Here is a 24,673-nt window from a genome sequence, read left to right as displayed (position 1 = left end):
TTGCGGTCCTTTGAATAAAAACGCCGGGTACAAGACCCGGCGCCGTAATACTGAGATTTTTGTCGATGATCCAGAGCGCAGCGGATCAGAGATTTTTATCGGCAATCCGTAGCTGCCGGGCCCGTGACAAGATGGCATCTTCGACCGCGCGGGTCGTAGCGGCACTGACAGCTCCACCTTTGGAATGCAGGGCAACATTCAAGGATCGCGCATCCAGTGCCGGGTCCTTGATATGTACCGTGGCGCGGTAGGATCGACCGCCACCTGGAGGGGTGCCAAAGCCAGTAATGATCAACCCGGTAAAGGGATCAACTGACTGCACAGGCAGAAAACCCAGAACATCCAGGGACGCGGCCCAGAGGTAGCGGTTGACCTGAACGGTCTGTTCAATATCAGAAGACCGAAATGCATCCCAAATCGTTTCGCCGCTGTCATCAAAGGTAACTGCATCTTGGAAATCACGCTCGGGACGTACGGGTGGGGCGTTGTTGGATGCCGATCTATTTGGCGAGCCATCTTTATTGCTGAAGGCACCGCACCCGGCGACCAAGGTGATTAGCGATATCGTTCCGAGCTTCGTTAGCCAGTGCATATTGGGTCAAGTTCCGTGTCAAACTTCGGTTGCGGTCCAGTCCTAGCCAAGCCGCCGCGCTGCAACAAGCTAATTCTTCATGAGTCTTATGTATGTAGGGGGCCTGTACGGCTTCAAACGTTAATATACTGTGACATCCTTGCACCAACTTTAGCGGGAAAAGAATGGCGCTTTAGCAGACCCTTGCACCAGACCCCCCAAAAGAGCGAAACGGGGATCGTACTCAAGCTTGTGCCGTAACGTGCTGGTTTGAGAGAAATCTAAACCCGAGGGAAAAAGATTATGAAAAAGATTCTCTTCGCGACAACTGCGTTGATCGCCACTGCCGGTATGGCTGCTGCTGAAATCAATCTGGGCGGTTCCGCTCGTTTTGGTCTGGCTTACAACGAGTCCAACGCTGAATCCACACGTGTTGAGCAGCGTATGCGTATCAACATCACTGGCATCGCAACCACCGACGCTGGCGTAAAATTCGAAGCTCGTTTCCGTCTGGAATCGAACGAAGATAGCTCCAACGCAATCGCTGGCCGCGGTCCTGGTGCTGCTGGTTTCGCAGTATCCTACGAAGGTCTGCGCGTTGACGTAGGTAACGTATCCGACGTCATCGATTCGGGCGACGTTGTAGACTACTACGGTTACGGCATCGGTCTGACAGCTCTGGTTGAGCACAACACTCCATTCTATGGCAACGGTCTGCCAATCGGTGGCTTCGGTGCTGGCGATCAGGACACAACAACTGTTAAAGCACGTTACACTGCTAGCGGTTTCACTGTTGCGGCTTCCTACTCCGAAACACGCGCTCAAGCTGCTGTGACCACCACTGACTCCGCCGGTGACACAACAGTAACAACAGCTGCTGTTGCTGCAACCGACGAATTCCAGATCGGTGCTGGCTATGACTTCAACGGCACAACTGTCGGCGCAGCATACGGCGACGACGACGCTGCTGGCGAATTCTGGGTTGCGACCGTTTCCGGTTCGTTTGGTCAGTTTGGCTATAGCGTAATTGTAGGCGATGCAGATGCATTCGCAGACGTTGCGGTTGGTGCTTCCATGAACTACGAAATCTCCTCGGCTACTTCGATCCAAGCCCTGGTTGCTGATGGCGCAAACGACGCTGACGCGACTTACGGTGTTGGCTTCAAGCACAGCCTGGGTGGCGGTGTTACCCTTAAAGGTGGTGTTGCTTCCGACAACGGAAACACACTGGCTGACCTGGGTGTTGCACTCAGCTTCTAAGCTGACGTAACACACACAGTTCTTAGGGCGGTCTCATCAGAGGCCGCCCTTTTCTTTTGTCCCAAAACAGTGTTTCTCTGCGTTCAAACTGATATGAGGGCAGATATGTCACTGGATGAGATTAAATCCCACATCGCCAAGGCCGAAACTGACGCTGGACGTGAACCGGGCGCTGTGACTCTGATTGCAGTATCCAAGGTGCAGCCCAATGAGCGTGTTGAGGCGGTTCTTGAGCAGGGGCAGCGGTGCTTTGGTGAAAACCGGGTGCAAGAAGCTGCTGGTAAATGGCCGGATTTCAAGGGCCGCTTTACCGGGATAGATTTGCACTTGATTGGCCCCTTGCAGACCAACAAGGTTCGGCAGGCCATGGAATTATGCGATGCAATCCACTCGGTTGATCGACCAAAACTTGCTAAAGCGCTGGCCCGATTGGCGCAGGAATTGGGGCACTGTCCGGATCTTTTCCTGCAGGTGAATACCGGTGAAGAAGACCAGAAAGCCGGAGTCTTTCCTGCCGAGGCTGATAGTTTCATCGCCGAATGCCAGGCGTTGGACCTACCGGTCAAAGGGCTGATGTGCATTCCTCCGGTAGGAGAGGACGCGTCCCAACACTTTGCTTTATTGGCAAAAATTGCTGCAAACAATGGGTTGGATGGTCTGTCAATGGGGATGAGCAGTGATTTTGAAGTGGCCATCGCACAGGGGGCGACCCATGTGCGGGTTGGATCTGCAATTTTCGGAACGCGTGGCGGGTGAGGAAAATTCTTATGAAGAATTTTGGAAAGAAAATTTTGAATTTTCTTGGCGGGTTCGCTGCTATCCGAAGTTCGGAATAATAACCCGTGTTCCTGGTTGAACGCGTGCGGCTAGCCAGTGCAGATCAGAACGGGAAAAAGCGATGCAGCCTTCGGTTGGATAGCCGGGGCGGCGCCATTGGTGAATGAAAATGGCCGAGCCATTCCCGGGCCGGGCATCAGGCCAGTTCCAATCCAATACCAGCACCAGATCATACAGCGGATCCGCCCGGCGCAGGTGTTCATGGCTGTAGCTATAAGGGGCTCGGACGTGGTGGTTATAGGCACTATCACGACTGTCATCTGACCACAGGTCCCCCGGGCCAATCGCCTCGGCCCAGTCGGCGGGGCGGCGGATCCGATCAGGGCGATATAATAGCCCAACGATGTGATGCGTTCCTATCGGAGTGGCTCCGTCTCCCTCTTGTTTGGTAGTCGTCAGTCCGCCCTTGCCAATAGAGCAGGGCAACAGTCTGCCACTGAACCGCACCCCCAGGCGCGTCAATACCAGATCCTGTGGGGTCACAGAAAATGTCCGGATTTGCTGGCCTTGGTGGCCAGATAGGCGCGGTTGAAGTCATTTTCGCCCACCTTTAGAGGTACTCGTTCAGTCACCCTGATACCGGTATGTTCCATCATGGCGATTTTATTGGGGTTGTTGGTCAGCAGTCGAACCTGATCGAAGCCCAGCTTGCGCAGGATTTCTGACCCCAGACGAAAGTCACGTTCGTCATCTTCAAAACCCAGCCTGTGGTTGGCTTCGACCGTATCAAACCCTTGATCTTGCAGAGAATAAGCGCGCATCTTATTGGCTAAACCAATACCGCGCCCTTCTTGGTTGAGGTATAATAGTACACCCGCGCCCTCGGCCCCCATCTGGGCCAAAGCGCCGCGCAACTGTGGGCCGCAATCGCATTTCAGGGATCCCAGTACATCGCCGGTGAAACAGGCCGAGTGGAGCCGGGCCAGCACAGGCGCGTTTCGGTCAGGACGGCCGATTTCGATTGCATAATGTTCTTCGCCGCCGTCTTCGGGGCGAAAAACATGCAGTCGGCCCGCCTCGGCGGCTTCGACCGGTAACCGTGCAGCGGCTACGGGATGCAGTGGCGAGCTTTCCCCAAGCAGCGGCATGGCAACCGCGTGGTTGATCAGCGTTAATCCATGATCTGAGGCAAATGTTGCGGCATCGTCGATGGGCACCAACAAGGCTGCGGGCAACAGGCGTGCGGATTTTATCAGAGCGATCGCCAGTCGGTGTAGGTTGGCACTGCCTGTCCGCTGACAGTTGAATGGGCCTTTCATCGGGAATTTCAGGTCATCAGCAGGATCAGCCAGTGATCGAACCCAACTGCGATCTACATCTGTGGGAACGGTTAAGCGGGCGATGTCGGTGTCATAAACCCGTGCCTTTAGCGTCTCCGCTCGCCGGGCTGTCAGGGCCAGTGAGACCTCTCCTATGGCACGTAGGTCGGTCAACCGTTGACCGGTTAGGCTTTCGGCAGCAATGGCCAGCGCTGCTGACCCGTTACCAGTCAGTACAACGGGCAAGCCCATGCGCAGATCAACCCGGGCTCGGGCCAGAAGTTCGATCATTGAGGGCATCAGGCTCATCAGGGGATTCCGGAATAGGATGAAATATAAGCAGGTGTTAGTTATGCCCAATTGCAAGGAATGTGAAACATTTCCCGTGCACAAAACACGTGCGCGTGAATGCTTTGCAGCAAATCTTGCCGTTTCGCTGTTCAGCGCACATGTGTGAATAACAGGACAGGAGGTTTCCCAATGGCGCAACTCAAGAAAATATTGCTGGTCGACGACGACGAGGACCTGCGCGAAGCACTGAGCGAGCAACTGGTGATGACAGAAGACTTTGATGTCTTCGAGGCCGACAATGGCCAAAGCGCGATGGAACGCGCCAAAGAGGCGCTGTACGACCTGATCATTCTGGACGTCGGTCTGCCGGATACCGATGGGCGTGAACTGTGCCGCCTGATGCGTAAGCAGGGGGTGAAAGCACCGATCCTGATGTTGACCGGGCACGATAGCGACGCCGACACCATCCTTGGGCTGGATGCCGGCGCCAATGATTATGTTTCCAAACCGTTTAAGTTTCCGGTGCTTCTGGCCCGTATTCGCGCCCAGCTACGCCAGCATGAACAATCGGAAGACGCCGTTTTTGCGCTGGGGCCATATACCTTCAAGCCGTCGATGAAAATTCTGGTGACTGAGGATGAGCGCAAGATCCGTTTGACGGAAAAAGAGACCAATATTCTTAAGTTCTTGTACCGGTCCAACGATGGTGTGGTTGCCCGCGAGGTCCTGCTGCACGAGGTCTGGGGGTATAATGCAGGTGTCACAACCCATACGTTGGAAACCCATATCTACCGTTTGCGCCAGAAAATAGAGCCCGATCCCTCGAATGCGCGACTGTTGGTGACTGAATCCGGCGGATATCGGCTGGTTGCCTGAGAAATATGGGGTCCAGGTATTTAATATGACAAATAAATACCTACCTTAGATATAACAGAACCCCGCGCATATCCGGGTTATGATATGCACCTCCCTGTTGAACTGGCCGGGCCTAGTGGCCCGGTCTTTTTTTGTGCGGAACTGATGTGCCGAGTAGTGCCGCGAGGTGGCGGCCGGATCGTACCTGCGCAGTTTCCCAAACGAAGGTCCGACCCGGCTGGCTTAGACCGGCTGTTTACGGATTGGATGTGCCGCGACGCAAAATGCGCAGGCGGCTTTCATATTCTCCGCGATCTACGTAGCACCCATGCAAGTGGCGAAACCCGGTTTGTGGATCAAATGCTTCACGTCCGTGCAGCACCCGCCGGTTGTCAAAGACCACCATTTCGCCGGCCTTCAGTTTGAGCGTTACCAGATAGGCGGGGTCCCGGGTCATGATCATATACTGTCGGTATGCCCGGTAATACCGCGCCATCAACGAGGGCTCCAAATCCAGAACATCGGCGATATGTGCATTGAAGCAAATCTCGATCACCTGGCCGTCTTCGTCCAGATTGATTACCTTCTTGCGGCTTCGGATATCGGTGTTTTCATCATGGAATCGGAACGGGATAGAGACCGTTGACAGCAAGTCAAAGGCTTCTGGGTCCTGTTGTCTCAGATCTTCGGCAATGGCATAGCCGTCGCAGAACAGGGATCCGCCGCCCTGGGCCTCGTTGGCCAGACAGTGCAGGAACTGAAAGCCGGGCGGCAACTCCTGATTGGTCAGGTCTGTGTGCAACGGCAATGCGATCGAGGTATAGGCCAGATTGTTTGGGTTGGGTTTGGATTGCACTTCGAAGGTCAGGCCAAAGTTGGTTTCGCGCAGAAATCCAATGCGGCGGGCAACATCCATACCGGCATCGGTATTTTCGGCCAGACCTTCGATGATGGAATAGCCAAAGACCTGGGTGTCGACCATCCAGCTTTGCAGCGCGGAGTCTGATTTCAAGACGTCGTCGGCTTTGGCACGGGGGACGCCTTCGGCGCCCAGATCCTGACGCCAGTGGGTGAAACCTGTATGTGCAGGGTCGGTTGCACGCTTGCCCGGGCTACAGCGACGCAGCCAGGTCATGTCAAAGGCGCTGACAGATGTGTCCCCGGCCCACCAGATTGTCAGTGTCTTGTCGTTGGCCTCGATTTTAACAGGGCTGACATCCAGCGACAGGCTGGTCAGGTCGCTGGTCCGTTCCTGAGTTTGAGGGTGAAAGCCAGACGGGTCATTGTCGCGAAGCCAGATGTAAGGGAAATCGGCACTGGTGCCGTCCTGCCAGTCGATATGAACCATGGCAGTTTCAGGACGCAAAGATGCGGTGCTCATTTTGGATACTCCAAAAGACGATATGTTATGGGGAAACGAGTCCGGGTCTCAGCCCGGGTTTGCGGTCTGAGGCGGTGGCCACCAGTCGTGCACCTTTGTGTATGGGTGTCCGGGGAGTCGCCCCAGCACTTCAGGCATGTGCAATTTCCGTTTCAACATCTTTTGGACGTAACGGCATTTGAGCAAGAAAATTGCAATCCGCAAGAAAAATCCGCTTCTTGCTACAAATATCGTGCAGGTGTCATTCGGCACTGGTGTCGCAGTGCACAGACGGGCAAACTTGGTCAAAATTGACCTGACCCAACAGATGAGACGCGCATGTCCTTTACTCTTGCCACTTGGAATATCAACTCGGTCCGCCTGCGCGAACCGCTTGTGCTAAAGCTATTGGCCGAACAGGGGCCGGACGTGTTGTGTCTGCAAGAATGTAAAAGTCCAGTTGACAAGATCCCGTTGGAGGGCTTTGCCGAGCTTGGCTATACCCACATGGTTGCACGCGGCCAAAAGGGATATAACGGAGTTGCAATCTTGTCGCGACTGCCGATCGAAGAGGTCAGTAGTCAGCAATTCGGCGGGCTGGACCATGCGCGCCACATCGCCGGGCGACTGGAAAACGGCGTGACCATCCATAATTTCTACGTACCTGCGGGTGGCGATAAGCCGAATCGTGAGATTAATGAGAAATTTGGCCAGAAGCTCGATTATCTGACCGACATGCGGGACTGGTTTAGTAAAGAGCCACCCGAAAAAGCGATTCTTGTGGGTGATCTGAATATTGCACCGCGCGCCGATGACGTTTGGGACCACAAGAAGATGCTCAAAGTCGTCAGCCATACGCCGATTGAGGTCGATCACCTGGCCCAAGTCCAGGAGGCTGGCAATTGGGTGGATGTCACCCGCCAGGATATCCCTGAGGGATTGCTATACAGCTGGTGGTCCTACCGGGCCAAGGACTGGGACGCTGCGGACAAAGGGCGACGTCTGGATCACATCTGGGCAACGTCTGATATTTCGGCCTCTGCACACTCCAGCCGCGTTTTGCGGGATGCACGGGGCTGGGAAAAACCCAGCGATCATGCCCCTGTCTTTGCCACTTTCGATCTATAGAAAGCGCAACGAACGGCTCCCGCCCGTCGTCAGCGCCCTGTCGGACGCGTTCCTTCCGTTGGGCGTGGCGCCGCGCGAAGCGCGGCGCCACGCCCAAGGCTGCCAAGGTCACTCGGCGTAGCCGATGGACCTGTAGGCGCGGGAGTTTTTGGAGGTCTGTTGAGGCATTGGACATTGGACATACCGCCCGTCAACGTAGCAGTTTATCGCTGCCAACTCCTATATGTTGGATGGGTGCCCTTCATGTCTTGATACAGCCAGACCATCCGATCTACGAACCACAGCTTGCCGCCGATCATCAAGGCCAGTCCGAAGAGGCACATGCCGTAGTCAAGTGACCAAAGCCCATAGCTCCACGGCACTGCACCAACCCCGGACACAATACCCAGGCCAATCGCCCAACGGGAATGATGTTGTGGGATGGGACACTCTTTTCGGTTCAGGAAAACCCGTTCCCCAAAAGTGCCATGTGCCGCCCAGCTATCAGTTGTCTTGGGGCGACCAAAGGCGCGCGGGTTCCACCAGGTCCAGACAATGACCAGGACGATCGGTGCAAGTGCATACCATCCTAGCCAGACTCGACTGATCACGGCCAGCGTCATCAACGGCAGGATCGACATGCGGCTGTAAACACTGAGAGGATTGGCGTGTTTGGCCCATGCTGCGTCGTCCATTGCCATCATTCGTGCGGCAAGAGTAAAAATATCCATTCGGGTGCGAGACATTTGGGCAACTCCACTCTTGGTTTCTTGCTCTGCAGCTTTCATATAGAGGGCAAGTTCGATGTGGAGAACAAGGTTATGATGGATATTATTGGTGGTGCCGATGCTCTGGCAGCAGATTTGATCAAGGACGTCTCTGAGGCGACCTTTATGCAGGACGTGGTTGAAGCCTCACAGACGGTCCCTGTTATCGTGGATTTCTGGGCGCCCTGGTGCGGCCCCTGCAAGACCCTGGGACCGGCTCTTGAGGCCGCTGTAACCCGTGCTAAGGGTGCGGTGACGATGGCCAAGGTCAATGTTGACGAAAACCAGATGATTGCCCAGCAAATGCGGGTGCAATCAATTCCGGCTGTCTTTGCCTTTTACAAAGGCCAGCCTATTGATGGTTTTCAGGGGGCATTGCCGCCGTCCGAGATTGATGCCTTTGTGGCAAAGGTTGTCGAAGCTGGCGGTGGGGCTGCAGATGGCGGTCTGGGCGAGGCGCTGGAAGCGGCTGAAACAATGATGGCCGAAGGCGAAGTCGAGGATGCGGCGCAGATTTTTGCGGCCGTCATTGGCGAAGACGACAATAATACTGCCGCCTATGCCGGTCTGGCACGTACACATCTGGTGGCTGATGACGCGGATCAGGCCGAAGCGGTGCTGAATGGCGCCCCGGCTGAGATTGCCGAAGCCCCTGAGATCGAAGCCGTCAGGGCCCAGATTGAACTGGCCCGGCAAGCGGAAAACGCGGGACCCGTCGGTGAATTGCGCAATGTCGTGGATGCAGATCCAAGCGACCATCAAGCCCGGTTTGACCTAGCTCAGGCACTGCATGCCGCAGGTGACGCTGAGGCTGCGGTTGCGGAACTACTGGAGCTGTTTCGGCGAGATCGCGACTGGAACGATGGGGCGGCAAAGGCCCAGCTGTTTACAGTATTTGACGCCCTGAAGCCGGAAGATCCAGTTGTTCTCAACGGTCGCCGCAAATTGAGTTCAATGATATTTGCCTAATCCTTGCTGAGGGCTAGCTTCAATTTAATGATCCAAGCCGCTGACCTACCGGACACGATTGCCGTGTTTCCTCTACCCGGGGCGCTTTTGCTGCCCCGGTCGCTGTTGCCGCTTCACATTTTTGAGCCGCGGTATTTGCAGATGCTTGAGGACGCTTTGAAGACGTCGCAGCGGTTGATCGGGATGGTGCAACCCTTTTCCGGGCATAGTAGTGATGACGACCTGCACGAGATTGGCTGCGCAGGACGCATTACGCAATTTTCCGAAACCGAAGATGGGCGCTATCTGATCACTCTTTCTGGGGTGTCCCGGTTTAGGATCAAAGAAGAGACCGATGGCTTTACCCCCTATCGGCGGTGTCAGGTCAGTTGGGATGGGTTTGATCGGGATTTGGGTAAGGTTGAGAGTGACATTCGGTTTGACCGGCCCGAGTTCCTTGACCTGCTGGAACGCTTTTTCTCATCGCGCAGTTTGTCGACCGATTGGGATGCGCTGAAAGATGCGGATGACGAGTTGCTGATCAACTCTTTGTCGATGATGCTGGACTTTGAGCCGGAAGAGAAACAAGCCTTGCTTGAGGCCCCCGGTCTTGCCACAAGACTTGAGACCCTGACCACATTGATCGAATTTGCCTTGTTTGGCGGTTCGAACGAGGAAACACTGCAATGACCGACACCCAGCCCCCCGCCTTTGATCGTCATATGCTTGAGTCACTGGTGTGTCCGCAGACACATGCGGTACTCGAATATCACGCCGAGGAGCAGGAACTGGTCTCTAAGGCGGCCAATCTGGCCTTTCCCATTCGCAACGGCATTCCGGTGATGCTGATCGACGAGGCGCGCGTGCTGGAGTAATCGCCATCCGGGCAATGGCCCCGGGGCATCATGTCAGACGAGACCTGACGGCGGCTTACGAATTATTTGGAATGGCCCGCTGCTACTCTCATGGGGTGGTCTCAGATTTTGTTGCCCTGCAACAGTTTGGGCAGGTCGCCCGTCAGGCCGGCGGCCTCGCGCACAAAGCTACGGCGTAGGCCGGGTAATGATCCGACAATGCCCATGCCAATATCGCGACCCAGTCGCAGCACCGGGTTGTCGTTTGAAAAGAGCCGGTTGAACACATCCGTTGCCGCCGCCAGCGTTGCGGTGTCGAAACGCCGCCATTCCTGATAGCGTTGCAACACCAGCTCCGAGGCGAAATCCTCGCCCCGGCGGCTTGCTTCGGTTAGCACCTGCGCCAGCGCCCCGACGTCCCGCATCCCGGCGTTCAGGCCCTGTCCGGCAATGGGATGCATCCCATGCGCTGCATCGCCAACCAGCGCCAGATGGTCACCAACAAAGGCATTGGCAAGGGTCAGGTTCAGCGGATAGGTAAACCGCTTGCCTGCCAGGCTGATCTCGCCCAGGAAGTCGCCAAACCGGGGCCGCAGGGCCTCGATGTAATCCTTGTCATCCAGTGCTTGAATCGCTGCGGCGGTGTCGGTGCTTTCGCTCCAGACAATGGAGGACCGGTTGCCGGGCAGGGGCAGAATCGCCAGCGGTCCGGGTGGCATAAAGAACTGATGGGCAATGCCGTGATGTGGTTTTTCGTGGTCGATGGCGCAAACCAGCGCAGTCTGACCATAGTCCCAGCCGCTGCGTTTGATGCCAGCCCGTTGGGCGGTGCCGCTGCTGCGGCCGTCACAGCCAACCAGCATCCGTCCGCGCAGAGTATCGCCGCCATCCAGCGTCAGGGTGACGCCACTTAGATCCACTTCCTGTGACTCGACCCTGCGCTGGTTGATCAGGGTGATCTTGGACTCGCCCTCCATCGCAGTGATCAGGGCACGGCGCAGAAAGCGGTCTTCTACCATGTAGCCCATCGGGCCGTCTTCGATCTCGGCGTGATCGAAGTGCATAAAGAACGGCGAGGGGCCTTGCCCGGCGTGGCCATCGGTAACTTTGATTTCCAACATCGGCTGCGCGTTTTCACTACCGACATGCTGCCAGACGCCAACCTGCTGCAACAGCCGTTGCGAGGCCAGCGCCAACGCATAACCGCGGCCATCGAACGCGTCATCCTGCAGTTTGGCCTGCGGTAGGGCGTCGATCACGGTGACGGAAAAGCCGGTTTGCGCCAGCGCCAGGGCCAGCGTGGGACCGTTCAGTCCGCCGCCGACGATCAGGATATCGGAAGAGTTTTTCATGCGCCGCACTATGCGCCTGTGTTCGGGATTGTCCATGGGGGGCAGTGACGCTACCGTCGCTTTAACATCTAAGGGAGCGCATAAAAAATGTCGGATTGGTTGAAGATGAGTGCGGCGGATTTGGGCCGGGGTATTGAAAGCGGTGATATCGATCCGTTGCAGCTGACCCAAACCTATCTGGATGCCATCGATGCCCACCCCCTGCGTGATCGTATCTATGCCCGTGTCACCCATGAACGCGCCCTGGCCGAGGCCACTGCCGCGGCGGAACGCGCCCGTGCCGGGCAGCGTCGCTCGCTGCTGGATGGGGTGCCGATCAGCTGGAAAGACTTGTTCGATACCGCCGATATTGGCACCGAATCCGGTTCTGATCTGTTGCTGGGTCGGGTGCCAGACCGGGACGCGCTGGTGCTGAGCAATGCCACAGCCATGGGCACCGTCTGTCTGGGCAAAACCCATATGAGCGAGCTGGCTTTTTCCGGGCTGGGCCTGAACCCGGTGAAAGAAAGCCCGCCCAGCGTCAATGATGCCGATGCGGTTTCAGGCGGATCATCGTCGGGTGCTGCAACCTCGGTTGCATTTGGTCTGGCGGCCTGTGGGATTGGCTCGGATACGGGTGGATCGGTCCGAATCCCATCAGCGTGGAATGACTTGGTGGGGCTGAAAACCACCTCGGGGCGGGTCAGCCTGGAGGGCGTGGTGCCTCTCTGTTTGAAATTTGACACCGTTGGCCCACTTACCCGAACCGTCGAAGATGCTGCTTTGTGTTTGGCGCTGCTTGAGGGATCGCCAGTTGCGGATCTGCGCGGTGCCAGTCTGAAGGGACGCAGATTTGCCGACCTGCAAACTATGGTACAGGACGATCTGGATGACCCGGTGCGCGCGTCATATTCATCGGCTCTGGACCGCCTGCGCGATGCCGGTGCTGAAATCATTCCGCTAGATGTTCCAGATTTGACCGAAGCCATGGCGCTGAGCGGTGTGTTGTTCACCACCGAGGCCTATGGGCTGTGGAAAGACGTGATTGAGGTGTCTCCGGATCTGATGTTCCCTGCTATTCTTGAACGGTTCCGCGCCGGTGGTGATGTTCTGGGTGCGGATTATGTGGCCGCCTGGGCCAGGCTAGAACAGATTCGCATGATCTGGGATCAGGCCACCTCGGGGTTTGATGGGGTGCTGTCTCCGACTGCACCAATTTTGCCGCCGAATATGGAACGGCTGCTGAGTGATGATGAATATTACGTGCGCGCCAACCTGCTGGCCCTGCGCAATACACGGATTGGCAACTTGATGGGGCTGTGCGGATTGTCGCTGCCAACAGGCACACCCAGTTGCGGCCTTCAGGTGCTGGGGAAGCCCAACTGTGAGGAGGCGCTGCTGCGGGTCGGAGCCGCGGTTGAGCGGGCCTTGGCCTGAAAGCCACATTAACCAAATGACTGGGTGCGAGCGGCTGGACGGATTGCCGCTGCACCTGTATCTTATGGGAAACGGGGCGAAAATGATCCCGGACTTGAGGCTTAGAACATGAATTTCCCCGAGCGGTTTTCGAACCTTCCGGCTTATGCGTTTCCGCGTCTGCGGGCGTTATTGGATCATCACACCCCGGGTGGGGATGTGGTCCATATGACTATTGGAGAGCCGAAACATAAGTTTCCTCAGTGGGTTACGGATGTAATTGTCGAAAACGCAGTGGGCTTTAATCAATATCCGCCTAACGATGGATCGGATGAATTGCGTGGCGAGATCAGCGCCTGGATTCAGCGTCGCTATGGTGTGGCGATGGATAAAGACACTCAAGTCATGGCACTGAACGGCACCCGCGAAGGGTTGTACAATGCAGCAATGGCGCTGTGCCCCGAGCAAAAGAACGGTCAAAAACCAGCGGTCCTGATCCCAAATCCATTTTATCAGGTCTATATGGTGGCAAGTCTTTCGGTGGCCGCCGAGCCGGTGTTTGTGCCCGCCACACAGGCCACCGGCCATCTGCCGGATTATGCCGGCTTGCCCGAAGAGGTGCTGAACCGCACTACCGTTGCCTATATCTGCTCACCCGCCAACCCGCAGGGCGTAGTGGCTGATCGCGCCTATTGGACCCAGTTGATCCAACTGGCCGAGCGCTATGATTTTAAGATCTTTGCAGATGAATGCTATTCAGAAATCTACCGTGACGCGGCCCCATTGGGCGCATTGACCGTGGCGCAGGAATTGGGCGCAGATCCCGAGCGCGTGGTGCTGTTCAACTCGCTGTCCAAGCGGTCAAACCTGCCGGGCCTGCGCTCGGGGATGATTGCCAGTGGGCCACAGAACATGGCGCGGATTAAGCAATTGCGGGCCTACTCGGGGGCGCCGCTGCCACTGCCGCTGCAAACCGCGGCTGCCCGCGTTTGGTCGGATGAGGCACATGTGGTACAAAACCGGGTACAGTATGTGGAAAAATATGAGATCGCCGATCAGGTCTTCTCTGGGTTTCAGGGCTATCAAACGCCCGAAGCTGGATTTTTCCTGTGGTTGCCCGTCGATGATGGCGAGGTGGCGGCGTTGAAGTTGTGGCAGCAAACCGGCGTGCGGGTTCTTCCCGGTGCCTATCTGGCGCAGGGTGAGGGCGCGCAGAACCCGGGCAAAGGATTTATCCGCGTCGCGCTGGTGGCGCCCAAAGAACAAACACAGGTGGCGCTGACACAATTGCGCGATTGCCTGTACTAAATTGCGCAGCGATAGCCCGAGCAGTCGGCACTCGCTGCGCCAATAGAAAAAAGACCGGCCCAAGACCTGCGAAAACAGCAGGCAATGGTCAAATGAGGAACCGAGGTAGGCATGGCATTTCAAACACGCAGTCGCGACCCGTTGTTGGACAGTAATATGCAAGCAGCCATCGAAAAGCGGGGCAAAGAACTGATTGGCATTATGCTGATCGTGCTAGGCCTGATGATTGCTGCAATGATTGGATCATATGCACCTGAAGACCCCAACTGGTGGGTCTCGACCGATGCGCCTGTGCAAAACTGGATGGGACGCCCCGGGGCCTCGCTCACATGGGCGGCGTTTATGGTTATCGGCAAGGGCGCATGGGCGATTTCCCTGGTTCTACTGGTATGGGGAGCGCGGTTCGCGCTGCATTGGAACGAAGAAAGAGCGATGCCTCGGTTGATCTTTGCGCCATTTGCTATCGCCCTTAGCTCTGTTTATGCCGCCACACTGGTTCCGGATGAAATTTGGCGTGTAACCCATAACTTTAGCCTGGGCGGATTGCTGGGCGACACAGTGATGGGGGCTTTGCTGATCCTGTCGCCGTTAAGTTATGCGATTACGGTTAAACTGATGACGCTGCTGACCGCGTTAAGCATGTTGGCGCTGGGTGCATTTGTGCTGGGTTTCACCCGTCCTGAACTGGCCCGTGCGGGCCGTTTCATGCTGATTGGCGTGATCATGGCCTATGCCGGGCTGGCGAATCTTTTGGGACGTGGTGCCACAGGCGGTTTGCAGGCCGCGATGAATTATCGCGCGCAACGCGCGGAGCGGGCCACCGCAAACGAAGAAGACGAGCCACAAGTGATCGAAACTATGGACCGTTACGGTGTCGTTCCTTCGGTTGAGGCCGAGGAAGAGATTTTTGAAGAACCTGCCCCTGAACGGGGTGGATTGCTGTCGCGGATGCCATCATTGATCCGCCGGACCGAGGCGGTTGAACTGCCCGAGCCTGAACTGGTTGAGAATCACTCGACCGTTGAACTGGATGGCCTGCCCGGAGACGACCGGATCGCTGCCAAGATCGCTGATGCGGTGCGCGACCGCCGCGCGGCTGATCTGCCGCCCGAGCAGGACCCTAATCTGCCCCTGACCAAGGGTCGTGGCCGTCGCCCCGAACCCCTGGTCTTTAATCCTCAGTCGCCTTTGGACGGTCTTCCGCCTGAGCCGCCGATGACGGCAATGCCCGCCGCGCCGACAGTGTCGTCGTCCGTGCAACAGCCGGTCATGGCTCAGGAAGGCCCTGACCTAACCCACGACATACCACCTGCGCCGGTTACCGTGCCGAGGGCACCGATGGAGCTGCCAGTGGCCGAGCCACGCAAATCCGTGGTCGAACAGCCGGTACTGAAACCCGTCTTGCCCTCGACCCGGGCCATTGCCGAGGCCCAGCCGGGTCTGGTGTTTGAGGACGGCGATGATGGGTTTGAACTGCCACCGCTAAACTTGTTGGCAAGCCCGGACAGTATCCAGCGTCATCACCTGAGTGACGACGCATTGGAAGAAAATGCCCGTATGCTAGAGCACGTGCTGGACGACTATGGCGTCAAAGGTGAGATCGTCGCAGTGCGCCCTGGCCCGGTGGTCACCATGTATGAGCTGGAACCTGCGCCGGGCTTGAAGGCCAGCCGGGTGATCGGTCTGGCTGACGATATCGCACGGTCCATGTCCGCATTGTCGGCACGGGTGTCCACGGTGCCAGGCCGTTCAGTCATCGGCATCGAATTGCCCAATGAAAACCGCGAGAAAGTAGTGCTGCGCGAGATCCTTGCTTCCCGTGATTTTGGTGACAGCACCATGAGCCTGCCGCTGGCACTGGGCAAAGACATCGGCGGCGATTCAGTTGTCGCCAACCTTGCCAAGATGCCTCACCTGCTGATTGCGGGGACCACAGGGTCGGGTAAATCGGTTGCCATCAACACTATGATCCTGTCGCTGTTGTATAAGCTGACACCGTCCGAGTGCCGTATGATCATGATCGATCCCAAGATGCTGGAACTGTCGGTCTATGATGGCATTCCTCACCTGTTGTCGCCGGTTGTAACTGACCCGAAAAAGGCGGTTGTGGCGCTGAAATGGACCGTCGGCGAGATGGAAGACCGCTATCGCAAGATGTCCAAAATGGGAGTGCGTAACATCGAAGGCTATAACGGCCGGGTGCGCGAAGCCTTGGACAAGGGCGAGATGTTCAGCCGTACGGTGCAGACCGGATTTGATGACGACACCGGCGAGCCGGTATTCGAGACCGAGGCATTCGCCCCCGAAGCGCTGCCATATATCGTTGTGATCGTGGATGAAATGGCCGATCTGATGATGGTGGCCGGTAAAGAGATCGAGGCCTGCATCCAGCGCCTGGCGCAGATGGCACGGGCTTCGGGTATTCACCTGATCATGGCCACACAGCGGCCCTCGGTTGACGTGATCACCGGGACCATCAAAGCCAACTTTCCGACCCGGATTTCGTTCCAGGTGACCTCAAAAATCGACAGCCGCACCATCCTGGGTGAAATGGGCGCCGAGCAACTGCTGGGCATGGGGGACATGCTCTATATGGCGGGTGGCGCCAAGATTACCCGCTGCCACGGACCGTTTGTTTCGGATGAAGAGGTTGAGGAGATCGTCAACCATCTTAAGGCCTTTGGTCCGCCGGAATACATGAGCAACGTGCTGGAAGGCCCGGACGACGACAAGGCCAGTAACATCGACGCCGTGCTGGGGCTGACTGGTGGCAACACCACTGGCGAAGACGCGCTGTATGACTCGGCGGTGCAGATCGTGGTCCAGGATCGTAAATGTTCGACCTCGTATATTCAGCGGAAACTTGCCATCGGATATAACAAGGCCGCGAGATTGGTTGAGCAGATGGAAGACGAGGGCCTTGTTTCCCCTGCAAACCACGTTGGTAAAAGAGAAATTCTGATTCCAGAGCAGCAGTAACACGCCTCTTCACATTCAGCGCACAGGGCTTATGTAGGATCTATGAAACAGATTGCATTTGCTTTGGCGCTGACTGTCTGCGCCCCCGCCGCCTGGGCCGCCGAGAAGCTGAGCCTGAATGAAATTTCCGGCTATCTGAACGGCATGAAGACGGCCCAAACAAGTTTTACCCAGATCAATGATGACGGAAGCCTGTCGACCGGCACGTTGTATATTCATCGCCCGGGTCGGATGCGGTTTGAATATGACCCGCCGGATGTCGGCACCGTAGTGGCCGGGGCTGGTTCGGTGGTGATTCTGGATAAAAAGTCGAACCAACCGCCGGAAACCTATCCGCTGAGACGGACTCCGCTGTCGGTGATACTGGCCCGTCGGGTGAATTTGAATCAGGCCAATATGGTTGTTGGTCATGGCTTTGACGGCACCACAACCATTGTACAGACGCAAGATCCCGAGCATCCCGACTATGGCAGCCTGGAGCTGATGTTCACGGATAATCCTGTAGAGCTGCGTAAATGGGTGGTTCATGACAACGGCGGAGGCCGAACCACTGTGATACTCGGTGCGTTGGAAACCGGTATGAAGCTGCCATCCAAATTGTTTGATACATCATCCAACGGGGCGTCGCGCTAAGGGGCACCAACTGGGTCAGCCTGGATGCTAGATTGCTGCCCGGCGTAGTCGCCGGGCAGTTTCATTTCGACCAGATCAGTTGAACTTGCGGCAACTGGCCAATTGGGTCTGATACATATTCGCGCGGGCCTGAACCTTGTTTGCCACGCCTAACAGCCAGGACTTGGACCTGTAGCTGCCCCGGGCATAGCCGGTGTGGCCTTCGTGATAGGCCAGATATTGATTGCGGGCGTCCGTCAACGCGATGCCATTTTTCTCATAGCTTTTGTTCATGTACCAACCGATGAAATCAGCGGCATGGGAAATACGGTCACGCTTGGAGCTGCGACGTCCTGCTTCGCGCTGGTACTCCTCCCAGGTGCCATCCAGGGCCTGTGAATAGCCATAGGCGCTGGACACACGGCCCATTGGGATGATTCCCAACACATATTTATGCGGTGTGCGGGCATCAGAGCGGTAGCGGCTTTCATGATAGATCGTCGCCATCTGCACATGCACCGGAACACCCCAGCGCCGTTCAGCTGCCTTGAAGGCTTTCAGGTAATCGGGTTTCTGGGTAATTATGCTGCACGCATTATCCAGATTACGTGGCGGGGAATTTTGGCCGCCGCCACAGGATGCCATGATCAGCAACGCGATCAAGGCGCTAATGATTCTGCTCATTTGCCTCTGCCTTTTTTATTTTTGGAGAACTGTACCAAAAAACAGACTGTGGATGAAATCACATTTACAAAACGAGTGCCAACAGTAGCGGCAGCGCCACCACTGATAACAAAGTGGACACCACAACCATGCCTGCAACCGCTTCGGAGTCAGCGTTGAACTTTTCCGCCAGCAGGTATGCAGTGACAGCTACCGGAGTCGACAGCTGCAGGACAAGCACGCCAAAGGCCACATGATCGAGGCCAAAAAGCAGCCCCAGGCCCCAAGCTGCCGCGCCGCAAATCAGCAATTTGACCACTGACAGTGCAACGGCCTGCGAAATCTTGCCGGGCGTCAACCGGGCCACGGCAACGCCCAGTGTGATCAGCATTAGCGGAATGGCCATCTGGCCGACCAGGTCCAAGGCATTTGTCAGAAACCGTGGAGTTTCCCAGTCCTGCCACAGGAATAGCGCCCCCAGCAGCGTCGCCCACACGATAGGCTCTTTCAGGGCCTTTCTGCCTGCGCCCTGACCTGCCACCAGATAGATACCATATGTGAACGACAAAACTGACGTGACCGCCAGCATGACAACGCCATAGCCAAGCCCGGCCTCCCCAAAGGCAAACAACACCAAAGGAAGACCCAGGTTGCCGGTATTGCCAAAAATGAGCGGAGCCAGATAGGTGCGTCGATCCAGCCCAGTCAGATGTACCAAGCAATGTGCCACCAGCGCGATCACGACGTAGCCGGCAATACTGGCCAGCAAGAATGCGCCTAACGTGCCTTTGTCCAAATCAGTTTTCATCAACGCCGTGAAAATCAGGCAGGGCACGGCCAAGGTCATTGCCAGCCGAGTAACAAATTGAATTCGGTACTCAAATCCGAATTTAACCCAGGCAAAACCGGCGGCTGCGAGGATGAAAACCGGTGCCACGATCTCGAGCACTGTTAAAGATAGGTTCACAGTCTGTTTCCCTGAATTTCACGTCATTTGTTGGACAACGTCCTAGGTTACGGGGTAGTGGTAGGCCATAGGGGCAGCAAGACTATGTTGAGAACGCGCGCGAAATATCATTTGGGACAGGTGGTACGCCACAAGAAACACCCGTTTCGTGGTGTGGTGTTTGATGTTGATCCCGAGTTCACCAACACTGATGAATGGTATCAGGCAATCCCTGAAGAAAGCCGTCCGTCGAAAGAGCAGCCGTTTTATCATTTGCTGGCAGAAAACGATCAAAGCTACTACGTGGCTTATGTGTCCGAACAAAATCTGGTTGCCGATTATTCTGGTGAGCCAGTGGATCACCCGGATATCCCAGATATGTTTGGCCCGTTTTCGGACGGCACCTATCCGCTGCATTTCCAACTGAATTGACGATACCAACTGCGCAGAAGGTGCGTGCAAGCACGCACCCTGCACTGATCGCTGGTTAATATCCCAATGCACAGCCATCTTTGCGCGGATCACTGGCACCTTCCAGCACACCATCACTGCGGATGCGGATGGCCTGAGATCCGCCAATAGCCGTTTGAGGTATTTCAACGTTGTGTCCAAGGTCGGACAATTGTTGACGTACTGCATCCGGGTACCCCCGTTCGACATTCAAAACACCACCGTCGGAAAAGGCCCGTGGTGCATCCATTGCGGCCTGAAGATCCATGTCAAAATCGGTCAGGTTTGAGACCAGTCGCGCGTGGCCGTTGGGCTGATAGGCCCCACCCATTACGCCAAAGGGCATAGCCACCCGTCCATTCTGGCGCAGCATGCCTGGAATGATTGTGTGCATTGGCCGCTTGCCGCCGCCCAGCTCATTTGGATGGCCCGGTTCCAGTGTAAAGCCTGCGCCACGGTTCTGCAGTAGAATACCGAATTTTTCAGAGGCGATGCCCGAGCCAAATCCGTGGAAAATCGAATAGATCAGCGACACTGCCATGCGGTCCTTGTCGACCACGGTGATGTAAATCGTGTCTTTGTGCACGGACTCGCTGAGCGGGGCGGCTGCGGACATGGCGCGGTTTGGACTGATCAGTTCTGCAAGTCCGGCCGCCGTTTCAGGTGCCAGCATATGCTGCAGACGGGCCATGTGATCGGGATCAGCGATGAAACGATTGCGGGCATCATAAGCCAGTTTGGCGGCCTCGGCCTCTATATGGGTGCGTTGGGCGCCAAGCGGATCCATTCCTACAATGTCGAAATGTTTCAGTATGTTGAGCATCAAAATGGCAGTGGCGCCCTGACCGTTGGGCGGGTGCTCGACCAATTCGGTTCCCTTGTAGTCACCACTGACCGGGGTGGTCGCCATGCAGGTGGTATTGGCAAAGTCATCGGCGCTGTGGACGCCGCCCTGCGTCGCGAGGGCGGTAAGCATATCCTCGGCTATTTCGCCGGTATAGAAGGCGTCGCGACCATCCCGGGCGATGCGCCGCAGGACCTCGGCCTGCCCCTGTGCCCGAAACATCTGCCCGACAAGGGGTGGTTGGCCATCCAGAAGATAGTGTTTGCGCGCTGCGCCCTGCAATGTGGGGGCGGAATTGATCCAGTCAAAGGCCACCCGTGGTGCAACAGGAACCCCAGTATCGGCGTAATGAATTGCAGGTTCTAGCAGCGCATCAAGCCCCAGCCGACCTTCGGTTTCGGCCAGATGACAAAACGCGTCTATCGCACCGGGAACTGTCACGGCATGGGCGCTGTGGATTGGAATAACCTTGTGCCCCTGGTCACGCAGGGTTGCCGCATTGGCCGCTGCAGGCGCACGGCCCGACCCATTAAACGCCTGCACCTCGTGACTGCCCGGGCGGTTATAGAGCATAAAGCAATCACCGCCGATACCGGTCATTTGAGGTTCGCAAATGCCCAGCAGAACAGCGCCTGCAATAGCTGCGTCCATGGCATTGCCACCGCGCTTGAGGATATCAATGGCCGCTCCGGCCGCCAGCGGATGAGATGTCGCGCAAAGGCCGTTCTCGGCATAGACCGCCGATCTGCCAGGTAGTTGAAAATCGCGCATCGCTTGTGTCCCCTTGTTGTTGCCGGAAGACTAGAAGTTGGGCAGGGAAACGCAATCCGCAAATTGAAACCACTGGTTCACGGTGCTGGTCGGCTTGAATTTGGTGTGTGTGGGGAATTCCCCGGCGACGCGCACTGGGTGGGGGCTGTTGAACGCGGCGCCGAGGGAAGCTATGAGCAGCTACCCCTAACGTTTTGCATACAGGTTGGGCGCAGATTTGCCAATTTTGCGGCGGTTTTGTGGCATGGTGGTTGGTGGGGCAGTGTTTAAGACTCGCCCTTGCTAATATCGAAGCAAAGAGACAGCCGGTTTTTTCCGTCATTGCGTTCGTATTTAATGTCGCTTGTCAGCTCGCGAATAAGAAACCAGCCAAATCCACCCTCTGGCAGATCTTCAAGCGGGACAGACAGGTCGGCAGGCTGGCCTGTGGTCAGGTTTTTGTTGGGCAGGGGGAGACCGGCATCACGAATGCTGACCCACAACTGTTTTGCGTCCAGACTATACCCTATGCTCACATCACCAGGGGCCGCATCGGCATAGGCGTGTTCAACCACGTTGTTTACGGCCTCTGCCAGTGCAATTTGCACATCACCGGCGCGGGCTTCCGGCAATCCCATGCGGCGCAGACGTTCTACCACTGAACCGATGCCGCTACGGGCATCTAGTTCCGTGGCAAGGAACGAGCAGGCAAAAGAGTCGACCATCGAGTTCTCAATCTGCGCGGGTTGCGCCTTCAATTCCATATATCAAATTTTGTTAGCGGCTGTGGCCTCGTTCAGTGAGGCATAAAGGTCAAAGACGGTATCCATACGGGTCAACCGAAATACCTTTTCGACCATTGGGCTCAGGCCAGCGAGATCCAGTTTTCGGTTGCTGCCGAGTTGCTTCATAGCGGCCACAATGGCACCTAATCCGCTGGAATCAATGAATTGTACCTCTGACAAATCAAGGATGACCCTGCTTGCACCGCTTTCGGTTTCGCTGCGCATGTCCTCTTTGAATTGAATGGCGATGGCTGCATCAATGCGTTCGGCGTTCACCGTCACAATCTGGCCGCTGTCCGTCATGGTGCTAGTCAGGCTCATTTTTACCCCCCAAAATGATAATTCGTTACTCAAGTAGTCTAGACCGCATTCCTTACCATTTTGTATGCATGGTCCAGCTAATGGAGGGAAGAGCATGAAAGAAGTTGTGATTGCGGGTGCCGCGCGCACACCAATGGGCGGTTTTCAGGGGATGTTTGACGGGGTGACTGCTGCTGATCTAGGTGGCGCGGCGATTCGTGCAGCCCTGGATGGCGCAGGCACAGCAACTGTTGACGAAGTCCTGATGGGATGTGTTCTGTCAGCGGGCCAGGGGCAGGCACCGGCGCGTCAGGCAGGCTTTGCGGCCGGGCTGGGCGAAGAGGTGCCTGCGACAACGTTGAACAAAATGTGTGGATCCGGCATGAAAGCTGCAATGATGGCCTACGACCAGATTGCTTTGGGCCATGCGAACACAATGGTTGCTGGTGGCATGGAAAGCATGTCCAACGCGCCCTACTTGCTGCCCAAAATGCGCGGTGGCGCCCGTATCGGCCACAATCAAGTGATCGATCACATGTTTCTGGATGGCCTGGAGGATGCCTATGACAAGGGTCGCCTGATGGGTAGCTTCGCCGAGGACTGCGCCGAAACCTACCAATTCACCCGGCAAGAGCAGGATGAATTTGCACTGCGTTCTCTCTCTAATGCACTGGACGCACAGGCAAACAAAGCCTTTGACGATGAAATCACGCCCGTAACGGTCGAGACCCGAAAAGGGGAGGTTGTTTCAGATGCGGATGAGCAGCCCAAATCGGCACGCCCTGAGAAAATCCCAACCCTGAAACCTGCTTTCCGTAAGGACGGGACGGTCACTGCCGCCAATGCATCGTCCATTTCAGACGGTGCTGCCGCTCTTGTCTTGGCCTCAACCGAGGCCGCCAAGGCGCAAGGCCTCAGCATGCGCGCAAAAATCCTTGGATATGCCAGCCATGCTCAGGCACCAGGCCTGTTCACCACCGCTCCGGTTCCTGCTGTCGAAAAACTGATGCAACGCATTGGCTGGACCACAGAGGACGTCGACCTATGGGAAGTAAACGAGGCTTTTGCCGTGGTGCCGATGGCTTTCATGCGTGAAATGGGCCTCTCCCGCGACATCGTGAACGTCAACGGTGGTGCCTGCGCCTTGGGCCACCCGATTGGTGCCTCTGGTGCACGGATCATAGTGACACTGCTGAACGCACTGGAAAAACGCGGCCTACAACGTGGCATTGCTGCCATCTGCATCGGCGGCGGTGAAGGGACGGCCATTGCTATTGAACGGGTCTGATCTTCATCTGGCCAAAAATATCCCGGGGGTGAATTGGCCACTAGGCCAAGAGGGGGCTGGCCCCCTCTACCCGAACAAAAGGTTTACTATGACTGTTGACTACATACACTTGGCGAAAACCATTGCCGCCTTGACCGAAGGCGAAAGTGATCAGGTGGCGCTGATGGCCACCGTCACCTGCGAGGTGCACCACAGCGATGATCGCTTCGACTGGACCGGTTTTTATCGCGTAACAGCCCCTGAAGTACTGAAAATCGGCCCCTATCAGGGCGGTCATGGCTGCCTGAAAATCCCGTTTTCGCGGGGTGTTTGCGGGGCTGCTGCCCGCACAGGTGAGGCGCAACTGGTGGCTGATGTTGATGCTTTCGAGGGCCACATCGCTTGCGCCAGCTCAACCCGGTCCGAGCTGGTGCTGCCGGTCCATGATGGATTTGGCGCCCTGATTGGAGTGTTCGATATTGACAGCAATGTACCAGATGCCTTTTCACAACAGGATGCTGATGCCCTGACTGCAATCCTGTCAGAAGTCTTTGGCCGGTAGGACCTGCCAGATGAGTCCCAGGCAAGTAAGACATTGCAACACTGCGATACTATGCAAGCGGATTGAAAAGGGCTGTTTTCGGGTCTTATGCCGAAATGTCTTGCGCGCCCAATAGGCGCCCGGTGTTCCGCCTATAAAACATAAAAACAACAAGCTTCGTTCCGATATCCGCCATCGCCGACGCCGCGCCCGGTGTTTGTCGAAGGCGAAGAGCGCAGGGGTCAGGAGGTTGATGCCTAGCAGATACAATACGATGGCCAGCCAGGGGAGATCCGTCATCGTGTCTTCTTTCATCGTTCGCCAGCGTTTGATTTAACATTGCGGATTTCAGCTGAGATGCTCTAGGACTTT

26 protein-coding genes are annotated in these 24,673 nt (G+C 56.4%); 14 read left to right on the top strand and 12 right to left on the bottom strand.

The genetic code is table 11. From position 1 onward, the window contains the following. Positions 1-85 precede the first annotated feature (85 nt). A complete protein-coding gene (locus tag EBB79_RS19305; RefSeq protein ID WP_127750448.1) occupies positions 86-592 on the bottom strand; it encodes a DUF3576 domain-containing protein in 507 nt (168 codons plus the stop codon). Between the two features lie 282 nt (positions 593-874). Between EBB79_RS19305 and EBB79_RS19300 the strand changes: the two genes are divergently transcribed. Both EBB79_RS19300 and EBB79_RS19295 read left to right on the top strand, forming a co-directional pair. Continuing rightward, on the top strand, positions 875-1,831 hold the full coding sequence (locus EBB79_RS19300) for a porin (RefSeq protein WP_127750447.1): 957 nt from the start codon (positions 875-877) through the stop codon (positions 1,829-1,831). A gap of 105 nt (positions 1,832-1,936) precedes the next feature. Then, positions 1,937-2,587 carry a YggS family pyridoxal phosphate-dependent enzyme gene (locus tag EBB79_RS19295; protein WP_127750446.1) on the top strand — a complete coding sequence of 217 codons (651 nt, stop codon included), beginning with the start codon at positions 1,937-1,939 and terminating at the stop codon, positions 2,585-2,587. 60 nt (positions 2,588-2,647) lie between these two features. Here the strand turns inward: EBB79_RS19295 and EBB79_RS19290 are convergent, their stop codons facing one another. Then, the gene (locus tag EBB79_RS19290; protein WP_177627832.1) at positions 2,648-3,151 is read right to left on the bottom strand and encodes a L,D-transpeptidase family protein; all 504 of its coding nucleotides are present in this window, start codon (positions 3,149-3,151) and stop codon (positions 2,648-2,650) included. Continuing rightward, positions 3,148-4,236, bottom strand: coding sequence for a GTP cyclohydrolase II (gene ribA, locus EBB79_RS19285; RefSeq protein ID WP_127750445.1), 1,089 nt, complete (start codon positions 4,234-4,236; stop codon positions 3,148-3,150). The genes EBB79_RS19290 and ribA overlap by 4 nt, the downstream gene beginning before the upstream one ends. Positions 4,237-4,407: 171 nt before the next feature. Here ribA and EBB79_RS19280 point away from each other — a divergent pair, with 171 nt between their 5' ends. After that, complete coding sequence (locus EBB79_RS19280; RefSeq protein ID WP_127750444.1) at positions 4,408-5,094, top strand: response regulator transcription factor; 687 nt, start codon at positions 4,408-4,410, stop codon at positions 5,092-5,094. A 235-nt stretch (positions 5,095-5,329) separates the two neighbouring features. On the opposite strand, the gene EBB79_RS19275 is transcribed toward EBB79_RS19280, so the two are convergent. Continuing rightward, positions 5,330-6,454 (bottom strand): TauD/TfdA family dioxygenase, encoded by a 1,125-nt coding sequence (locus EBB79_RS19275; protein WP_127750443.1) that lies wholly within the window; start codon positions 6,452-6,454, stop codon positions 5,330-5,332. Positions 6,455-6,772: 318 nt separating this feature from the next. Between EBB79_RS19275 and EBB79_RS19270 the strand changes: the two genes are divergently transcribed. Next, positions 6,773-7,561 (top strand): exodeoxyribonuclease III, encoded by a 789-nt coding sequence (locus EBB79_RS19270; RefSeq protein WP_127750442.1) that lies wholly within the window; start codon positions 6,773-6,775, stop codon positions 7,559-7,561. Between the two features lie 203 nt (positions 7,562-7,764). Here the strand turns inward: EBB79_RS19270 and EBB79_RS19265 are convergent, their stop codons facing one another. Beyond that, complete coding sequence (locus EBB79_RS19265) at positions 7,765-8,286, bottom strand: DUF6653 family protein (RefSeq protein WP_202977625.1); 522 nt, start codon at positions 8,284-8,286, stop codon at positions 7,765-7,767. A gap of 75 nt (positions 8,287-8,361) precedes the next feature. On the opposite strand from EBB79_RS19265, the gene EBB79_RS19260 reads away from it, so the two are divergent. The 3 genes from EBB79_RS19260 to EBB79_RS19250 are packed head-to-tail and all read left to right on the top strand — an operon-like array spanning position 8,362 to position 10,130. Further along, positions 8,362-9,276, top strand: coding sequence for a thioredoxin family protein (locus EBB79_RS19260; RefSeq protein WP_127750441.1), 915 nt, complete (start codon positions 8,362-8,364; stop codon positions 9,274-9,276). Between the two features lie 27 nt (positions 9,277-9,303). Beyond that, a complete protein-coding gene (locus tag EBB79_RS19255; protein ID WP_127750440.1) occupies positions 9,304-9,945 on the top strand; it encodes an LON peptidase substrate-binding domain-containing protein in 642 nt (213 codons plus the stop codon). After that, on the top strand, positions 9,942-10,130 hold the full coding sequence (locus EBB79_RS19250; protein ID WP_127750439.1) for a Trm112 family protein: 189 nt from the start codon (positions 9,942-9,944) through the stop codon (positions 10,128-10,130). The genes EBB79_RS19255 and EBB79_RS19250 overlap by 4 nt, the downstream gene beginning before the upstream one ends. A gap of 101 nt (positions 10,131-10,231) precedes the next feature. Here EBB79_RS19250 and EBB79_RS19245 read toward each other — a convergent pair whose 3' ends face one another. Further along, positions 10,232-11,461, bottom strand: coding sequence for an FAD-dependent monooxygenase (locus EBB79_RS19245; protein ID WP_127750438.1), 1,230 nt, complete (start codon positions 11,459-11,461; stop codon positions 10,232-10,234). Positions 11,462-11,548: 87 nt separating this feature from the next. Between EBB79_RS19245 and EBB79_RS19240 the strand changes: the two genes are divergently transcribed. From EBB79_RS19240 to EBB79_RS19225, 4 genes are all read left to right on the top strand, one after another. Further along, positions 11,549-12,877, top strand: coding sequence for an amidase (locus tag EBB79_RS19240; RefSeq protein ID WP_127750437.1), 1,329 nt, complete (start codon positions 11,549-11,551; stop codon positions 12,875-12,877). 108 nt (positions 12,878-12,985) lie between these two features. Further along, entirely contained in the window at positions 12,986-14,164 is a 1,179-nt protein-coding gene (locus EBB79_RS19235) for an aminotransferase class I/II-fold pyridoxal phosphate-dependent enzyme (RefSeq protein WP_127750436.1), read from the top strand. Between the two features lie 111 nt (positions 14,165-14,275). Continuing rightward, a complete protein-coding gene (locus EBB79_RS19230) occupies positions 14,276-17,143 on the top strand; it encodes a DNA translocase FtsK (RefSeq protein ID WP_127750435.1) in 2,868 nt (955 codons plus the stop codon). A 42-nt stretch (positions 17,144-17,185) separates the two neighbouring features. Further along, positions 17,186-17,776, top strand: coding sequence for a LolA family protein (locus EBB79_RS19225; RefSeq protein ID WP_127750434.1), 591 nt, complete (start codon positions 17,186-17,188; stop codon positions 17,774-17,776). A 75-nt stretch (positions 17,777-17,851) separates the two neighbouring features. Here the strand turns inward: EBB79_RS19225 and EBB79_RS19220 are convergent, their stop codons facing one another. After that, positions 17,852-18,439 (bottom strand): transglycosylase SLT domain-containing protein, encoded by a 588-nt coding sequence (locus EBB79_RS19220; protein ID WP_127750433.1) that lies wholly within the window; start codon positions 18,437-18,439, stop codon positions 17,852-17,854. A gap of 64 nt (positions 18,440-18,503) precedes the next feature. Further along, positions 18,504-19,385, bottom strand: a complete 882-nt coding sequence (locus EBB79_RS19215; RefSeq protein WP_127750432.1) for an AEC family transporter — start codon at positions 19,383-19,385, stop codon at positions 18,504-18,506. An 84-nt stretch (positions 19,386-19,469) separates the two neighbouring features. Between EBB79_RS19215 and hspQ the strand changes: the two genes are divergently transcribed. Beyond that, positions 19,470-19,796, top strand: coding sequence for a heat shock protein HspQ (hspQ, locus tag EBB79_RS19210; RefSeq protein ID WP_127750431.1), 327 nt, complete (start codon positions 19,470-19,472; stop codon positions 19,794-19,796). Positions 19,797-19,851: 55 nt separating this feature from the next. On the opposite strand, the gene EBB79_RS19205 is transcribed toward hspQ, so the two are convergent. The 3 genes from EBB79_RS19205 to EBB79_RS19195 all read right to left on the bottom strand — a co-directional run bounded on the left by EBB79_RS19205 (position 19,852) and on the right by EBB79_RS19195 (position 22,514). Continuing rightward, positions 19,852-21,429, bottom strand: a complete 1,578-nt coding sequence (locus EBB79_RS19205) for a gamma-glutamyltransferase family protein (RefSeq protein ID WP_127750430.1) — start codon at positions 21,427-21,429, stop codon at positions 19,852-19,854. A 266-nt stretch (positions 21,430-21,695) separates the two neighbouring features. Further along, positions 21,696-22,133, bottom strand: coding sequence for an ATP-binding protein (locus tag EBB79_RS19200; protein WP_127750429.1), 438 nt, complete (start codon positions 22,131-22,133; stop codon positions 21,696-21,698). Between the two features lie 42 nt (positions 22,134-22,175). Next, positions 22,176-22,514, bottom strand: coding sequence for an STAS domain-containing protein (locus EBB79_RS19195; protein ID WP_127750428.1), 339 nt, complete (start codon positions 22,512-22,514; stop codon positions 22,176-22,178). Between the two features lie 94 nt (positions 22,515-22,608). On the opposite strand from EBB79_RS19195, the gene EBB79_RS19190 reads away from it, so the two are divergent. Both EBB79_RS19190 and EBB79_RS19185 read left to right on the top strand, forming a co-directional pair. Next, positions 22,609-23,781 carry a thiolase family protein gene (locus tag EBB79_RS19190; protein ID WP_127750427.1) on the top strand — a complete coding sequence of 391 codons (1,173 nt, stop codon included), beginning with the start codon at positions 22,609-22,611 and terminating at the stop codon, positions 23,779-23,781. An 88-nt stretch (positions 23,782-23,869) separates the two neighbouring features. Beyond that, positions 23,870-24,322, top strand: coding sequence for a GAF domain-containing protein (locus EBB79_RS19185; RefSeq protein WP_127750426.1), 453 nt, complete (start codon positions 23,870-23,872; stop codon positions 24,320-24,322). Here the strand turns inward: EBB79_RS19185 and EBB79_RS19180 are convergent. Beyond that, positions 24,302-24,601 (bottom strand): DUF1294 domain-containing protein, encoded by a 300-nt coding sequence (locus EBB79_RS19180; RefSeq protein WP_127750425.1) that lies wholly within the window; start codon positions 24,599-24,601, stop codon positions 24,302-24,304. The two genes, EBB79_RS19185 and EBB79_RS19180, sit on opposite strands and share 21 nt — an antisense overlap. Between the last annotated feature and the right edge of the window lie 72 nt (positions 24,602-24,673).

This window comes from Parasedimentitalea marina (assembly GCF_004006175.1).
Taxonomy (GTDB): Bacteria; Pseudomonadota; Alphaproteobacteria; order Rhodobacterales; family Rhodobacteraceae; genus Parasedimentitalea; species Parasedimentitalea marina.
This window is presented reverse-complemented; position numbering and strand designations above follow the sequence as displayed.

Excerpts from the sequence above, each read along its gene's own strand:
- EBB79_RS19305 (WP_127750448.1), bottom strand. The coding sequence starts at position 592 with ATGCACTGGCTAACGAAGCTCGGAACGATATCGCTAATCACCTTGGTC.
- EBB79_RS19300 (WP_127750447.1), top strand. The coding sequence starts at position 875 with ATGAAAAAGATTCTCTTCGCGACAACTGCGTTGATCGCCACTGCCGGT.
- EBB79_RS19295 (WP_127750446.1), top strand. The coding sequence starts at position 1,937 with ATGTCACTGGATGAGATTAAATCCCACATCGCCAAGGCCGAAACTGAC.
- ribA (WP_127750445.1), bottom strand. The coding sequence starts at position 4,236 with ATGAGCCTGATGCCCTCAATGATCGAACTTCTGGCCCGAGCCCGGGTT.
- EBB79_RS19280 (WP_127750444.1), top strand. The coding sequence starts at position 4,408 with ATGGCGCAACTCAAGAAAATATTGCTGGTCGACGACGACGAGGACCTG.
- EBB79_RS19275 (WP_127750443.1), bottom strand. The coding sequence starts at position 6,454 with ATGAGCACCGCATCTTTGCGTCCTGAAACTGCCATGGTTCATATCGAC.
- EBB79_RS19270 (WP_127750442.1), top strand. The coding sequence starts at position 6,773 with ATGTCCTTTACTCTTGCCACTTGGAATATCAACTCGGTCCGCCTGCGC.
- EBB79_RS19265 (WP_202977625.1), bottom strand. The coding sequence starts at position 8,286 with ATGTCTCGCACCCGAATGGATATTTTTACTCTTGCCGCACGAATGATG.
- EBB79_RS19260 (WP_127750441.1), top strand. The coding sequence starts at position 8,362 with ATGATGGATATTATTGGTGGTGCCGATGCTCTGGCAGCAGATTTGATC.
- EBB79_RS19255 (WP_127750440.1), top strand. The coding sequence starts at position 9,304 with ATGATCCAAGCCGCTGACCTACCGGACACGATTGCCGTGTTTCCTCTA.
- EBB79_RS19250 (WP_127750439.1), top strand. The coding sequence starts at position 9,942 with ATGACCGACACCCAGCCCCCCGCCTTTGATCGTCATATGCTTGAGTCA.
- EBB79_RS19245 (WP_127750438.1), bottom strand. The coding sequence starts at position 11,461 with ATGAAAAACTCTTCCGATATCCTGATCGTCGGCGGCGGACTGAACGGT.
- EBB79_RS19240 (WP_127750437.1), top strand. The coding sequence starts at position 11,549 with ATGTCGGATTGGTTGAAGATGAGTGCGGCGGATTTGGGCCGGGGTATT.
- EBB79_RS19235 (WP_127750436.1), top strand. The coding sequence starts at position 12,986 with ATGAATTTCCCCGAGCGGTTTTCGAACCTTCCGGCTTATGCGTTTCCG.
- EBB79_RS19230 (WP_127750435.1), top strand. The coding sequence starts at position 14,276 with ATGGCATTTCAAACACGCAGTCGCGACCCGTTGTTGGACAGTAATATG.
- EBB79_RS19225 (WP_127750434.1), top strand. The coding sequence starts at position 17,186 with ATGAAACAGATTGCATTTGCTTTGGCGCTGACTGTCTGCGCCCCCGCC.
- EBB79_RS19220 (WP_127750433.1), bottom strand. The coding sequence starts at position 18,439 with ATGAGCAGAATCATTAGCGCCTTGATCGCGTTGCTGATCATGGCATCC.
- hspQ (WP_127750431.1), top strand. The coding sequence starts at position 19,470 with ATGTTGAGAACGCGCGCGAAATATCATTTGGGACAGGTGGTACGCCAC.
- EBB79_RS19205 (WP_127750430.1), bottom strand. The coding sequence starts at position 21,429 with ATGCGCGATTTTCAACTACCTGGCAGATCGGCGGTCTATGCCGAGAAC.
- EBB79_RS19200 (WP_127750429.1), bottom strand. The coding sequence starts at position 22,133 with ATGGTCGACTCTTTTGCCTGCTCGTTCCTTGCCACGGAACTAGATGCC.
- EBB79_RS19195 (WP_127750428.1), bottom strand. The coding sequence starts at position 22,514 with ATGAGCCTGACTAGCACCATGACGGACAGCGGCCAGATTGTGACGGTG.
- EBB79_RS19190 (WP_127750427.1), top strand. The coding sequence starts at position 22,609 with ATGAAAGAAGTTGTGATTGCGGGTGCCGCGCGCACACCAATGGGCGGT.
- EBB79_RS19185 (WP_127750426.1), top strand. The coding sequence starts at position 23,870 with ATGACTGTTGACTACATACACTTGGCGAAAACCATTGCCGCCTTGACC.
- EBB79_RS19180 (WP_127750425.1), bottom strand. The coding sequence starts at position 24,601 with ATGACGGATCTCCCCTGGCTGGCCATCGTATTGTATCTGCTAGGCATC.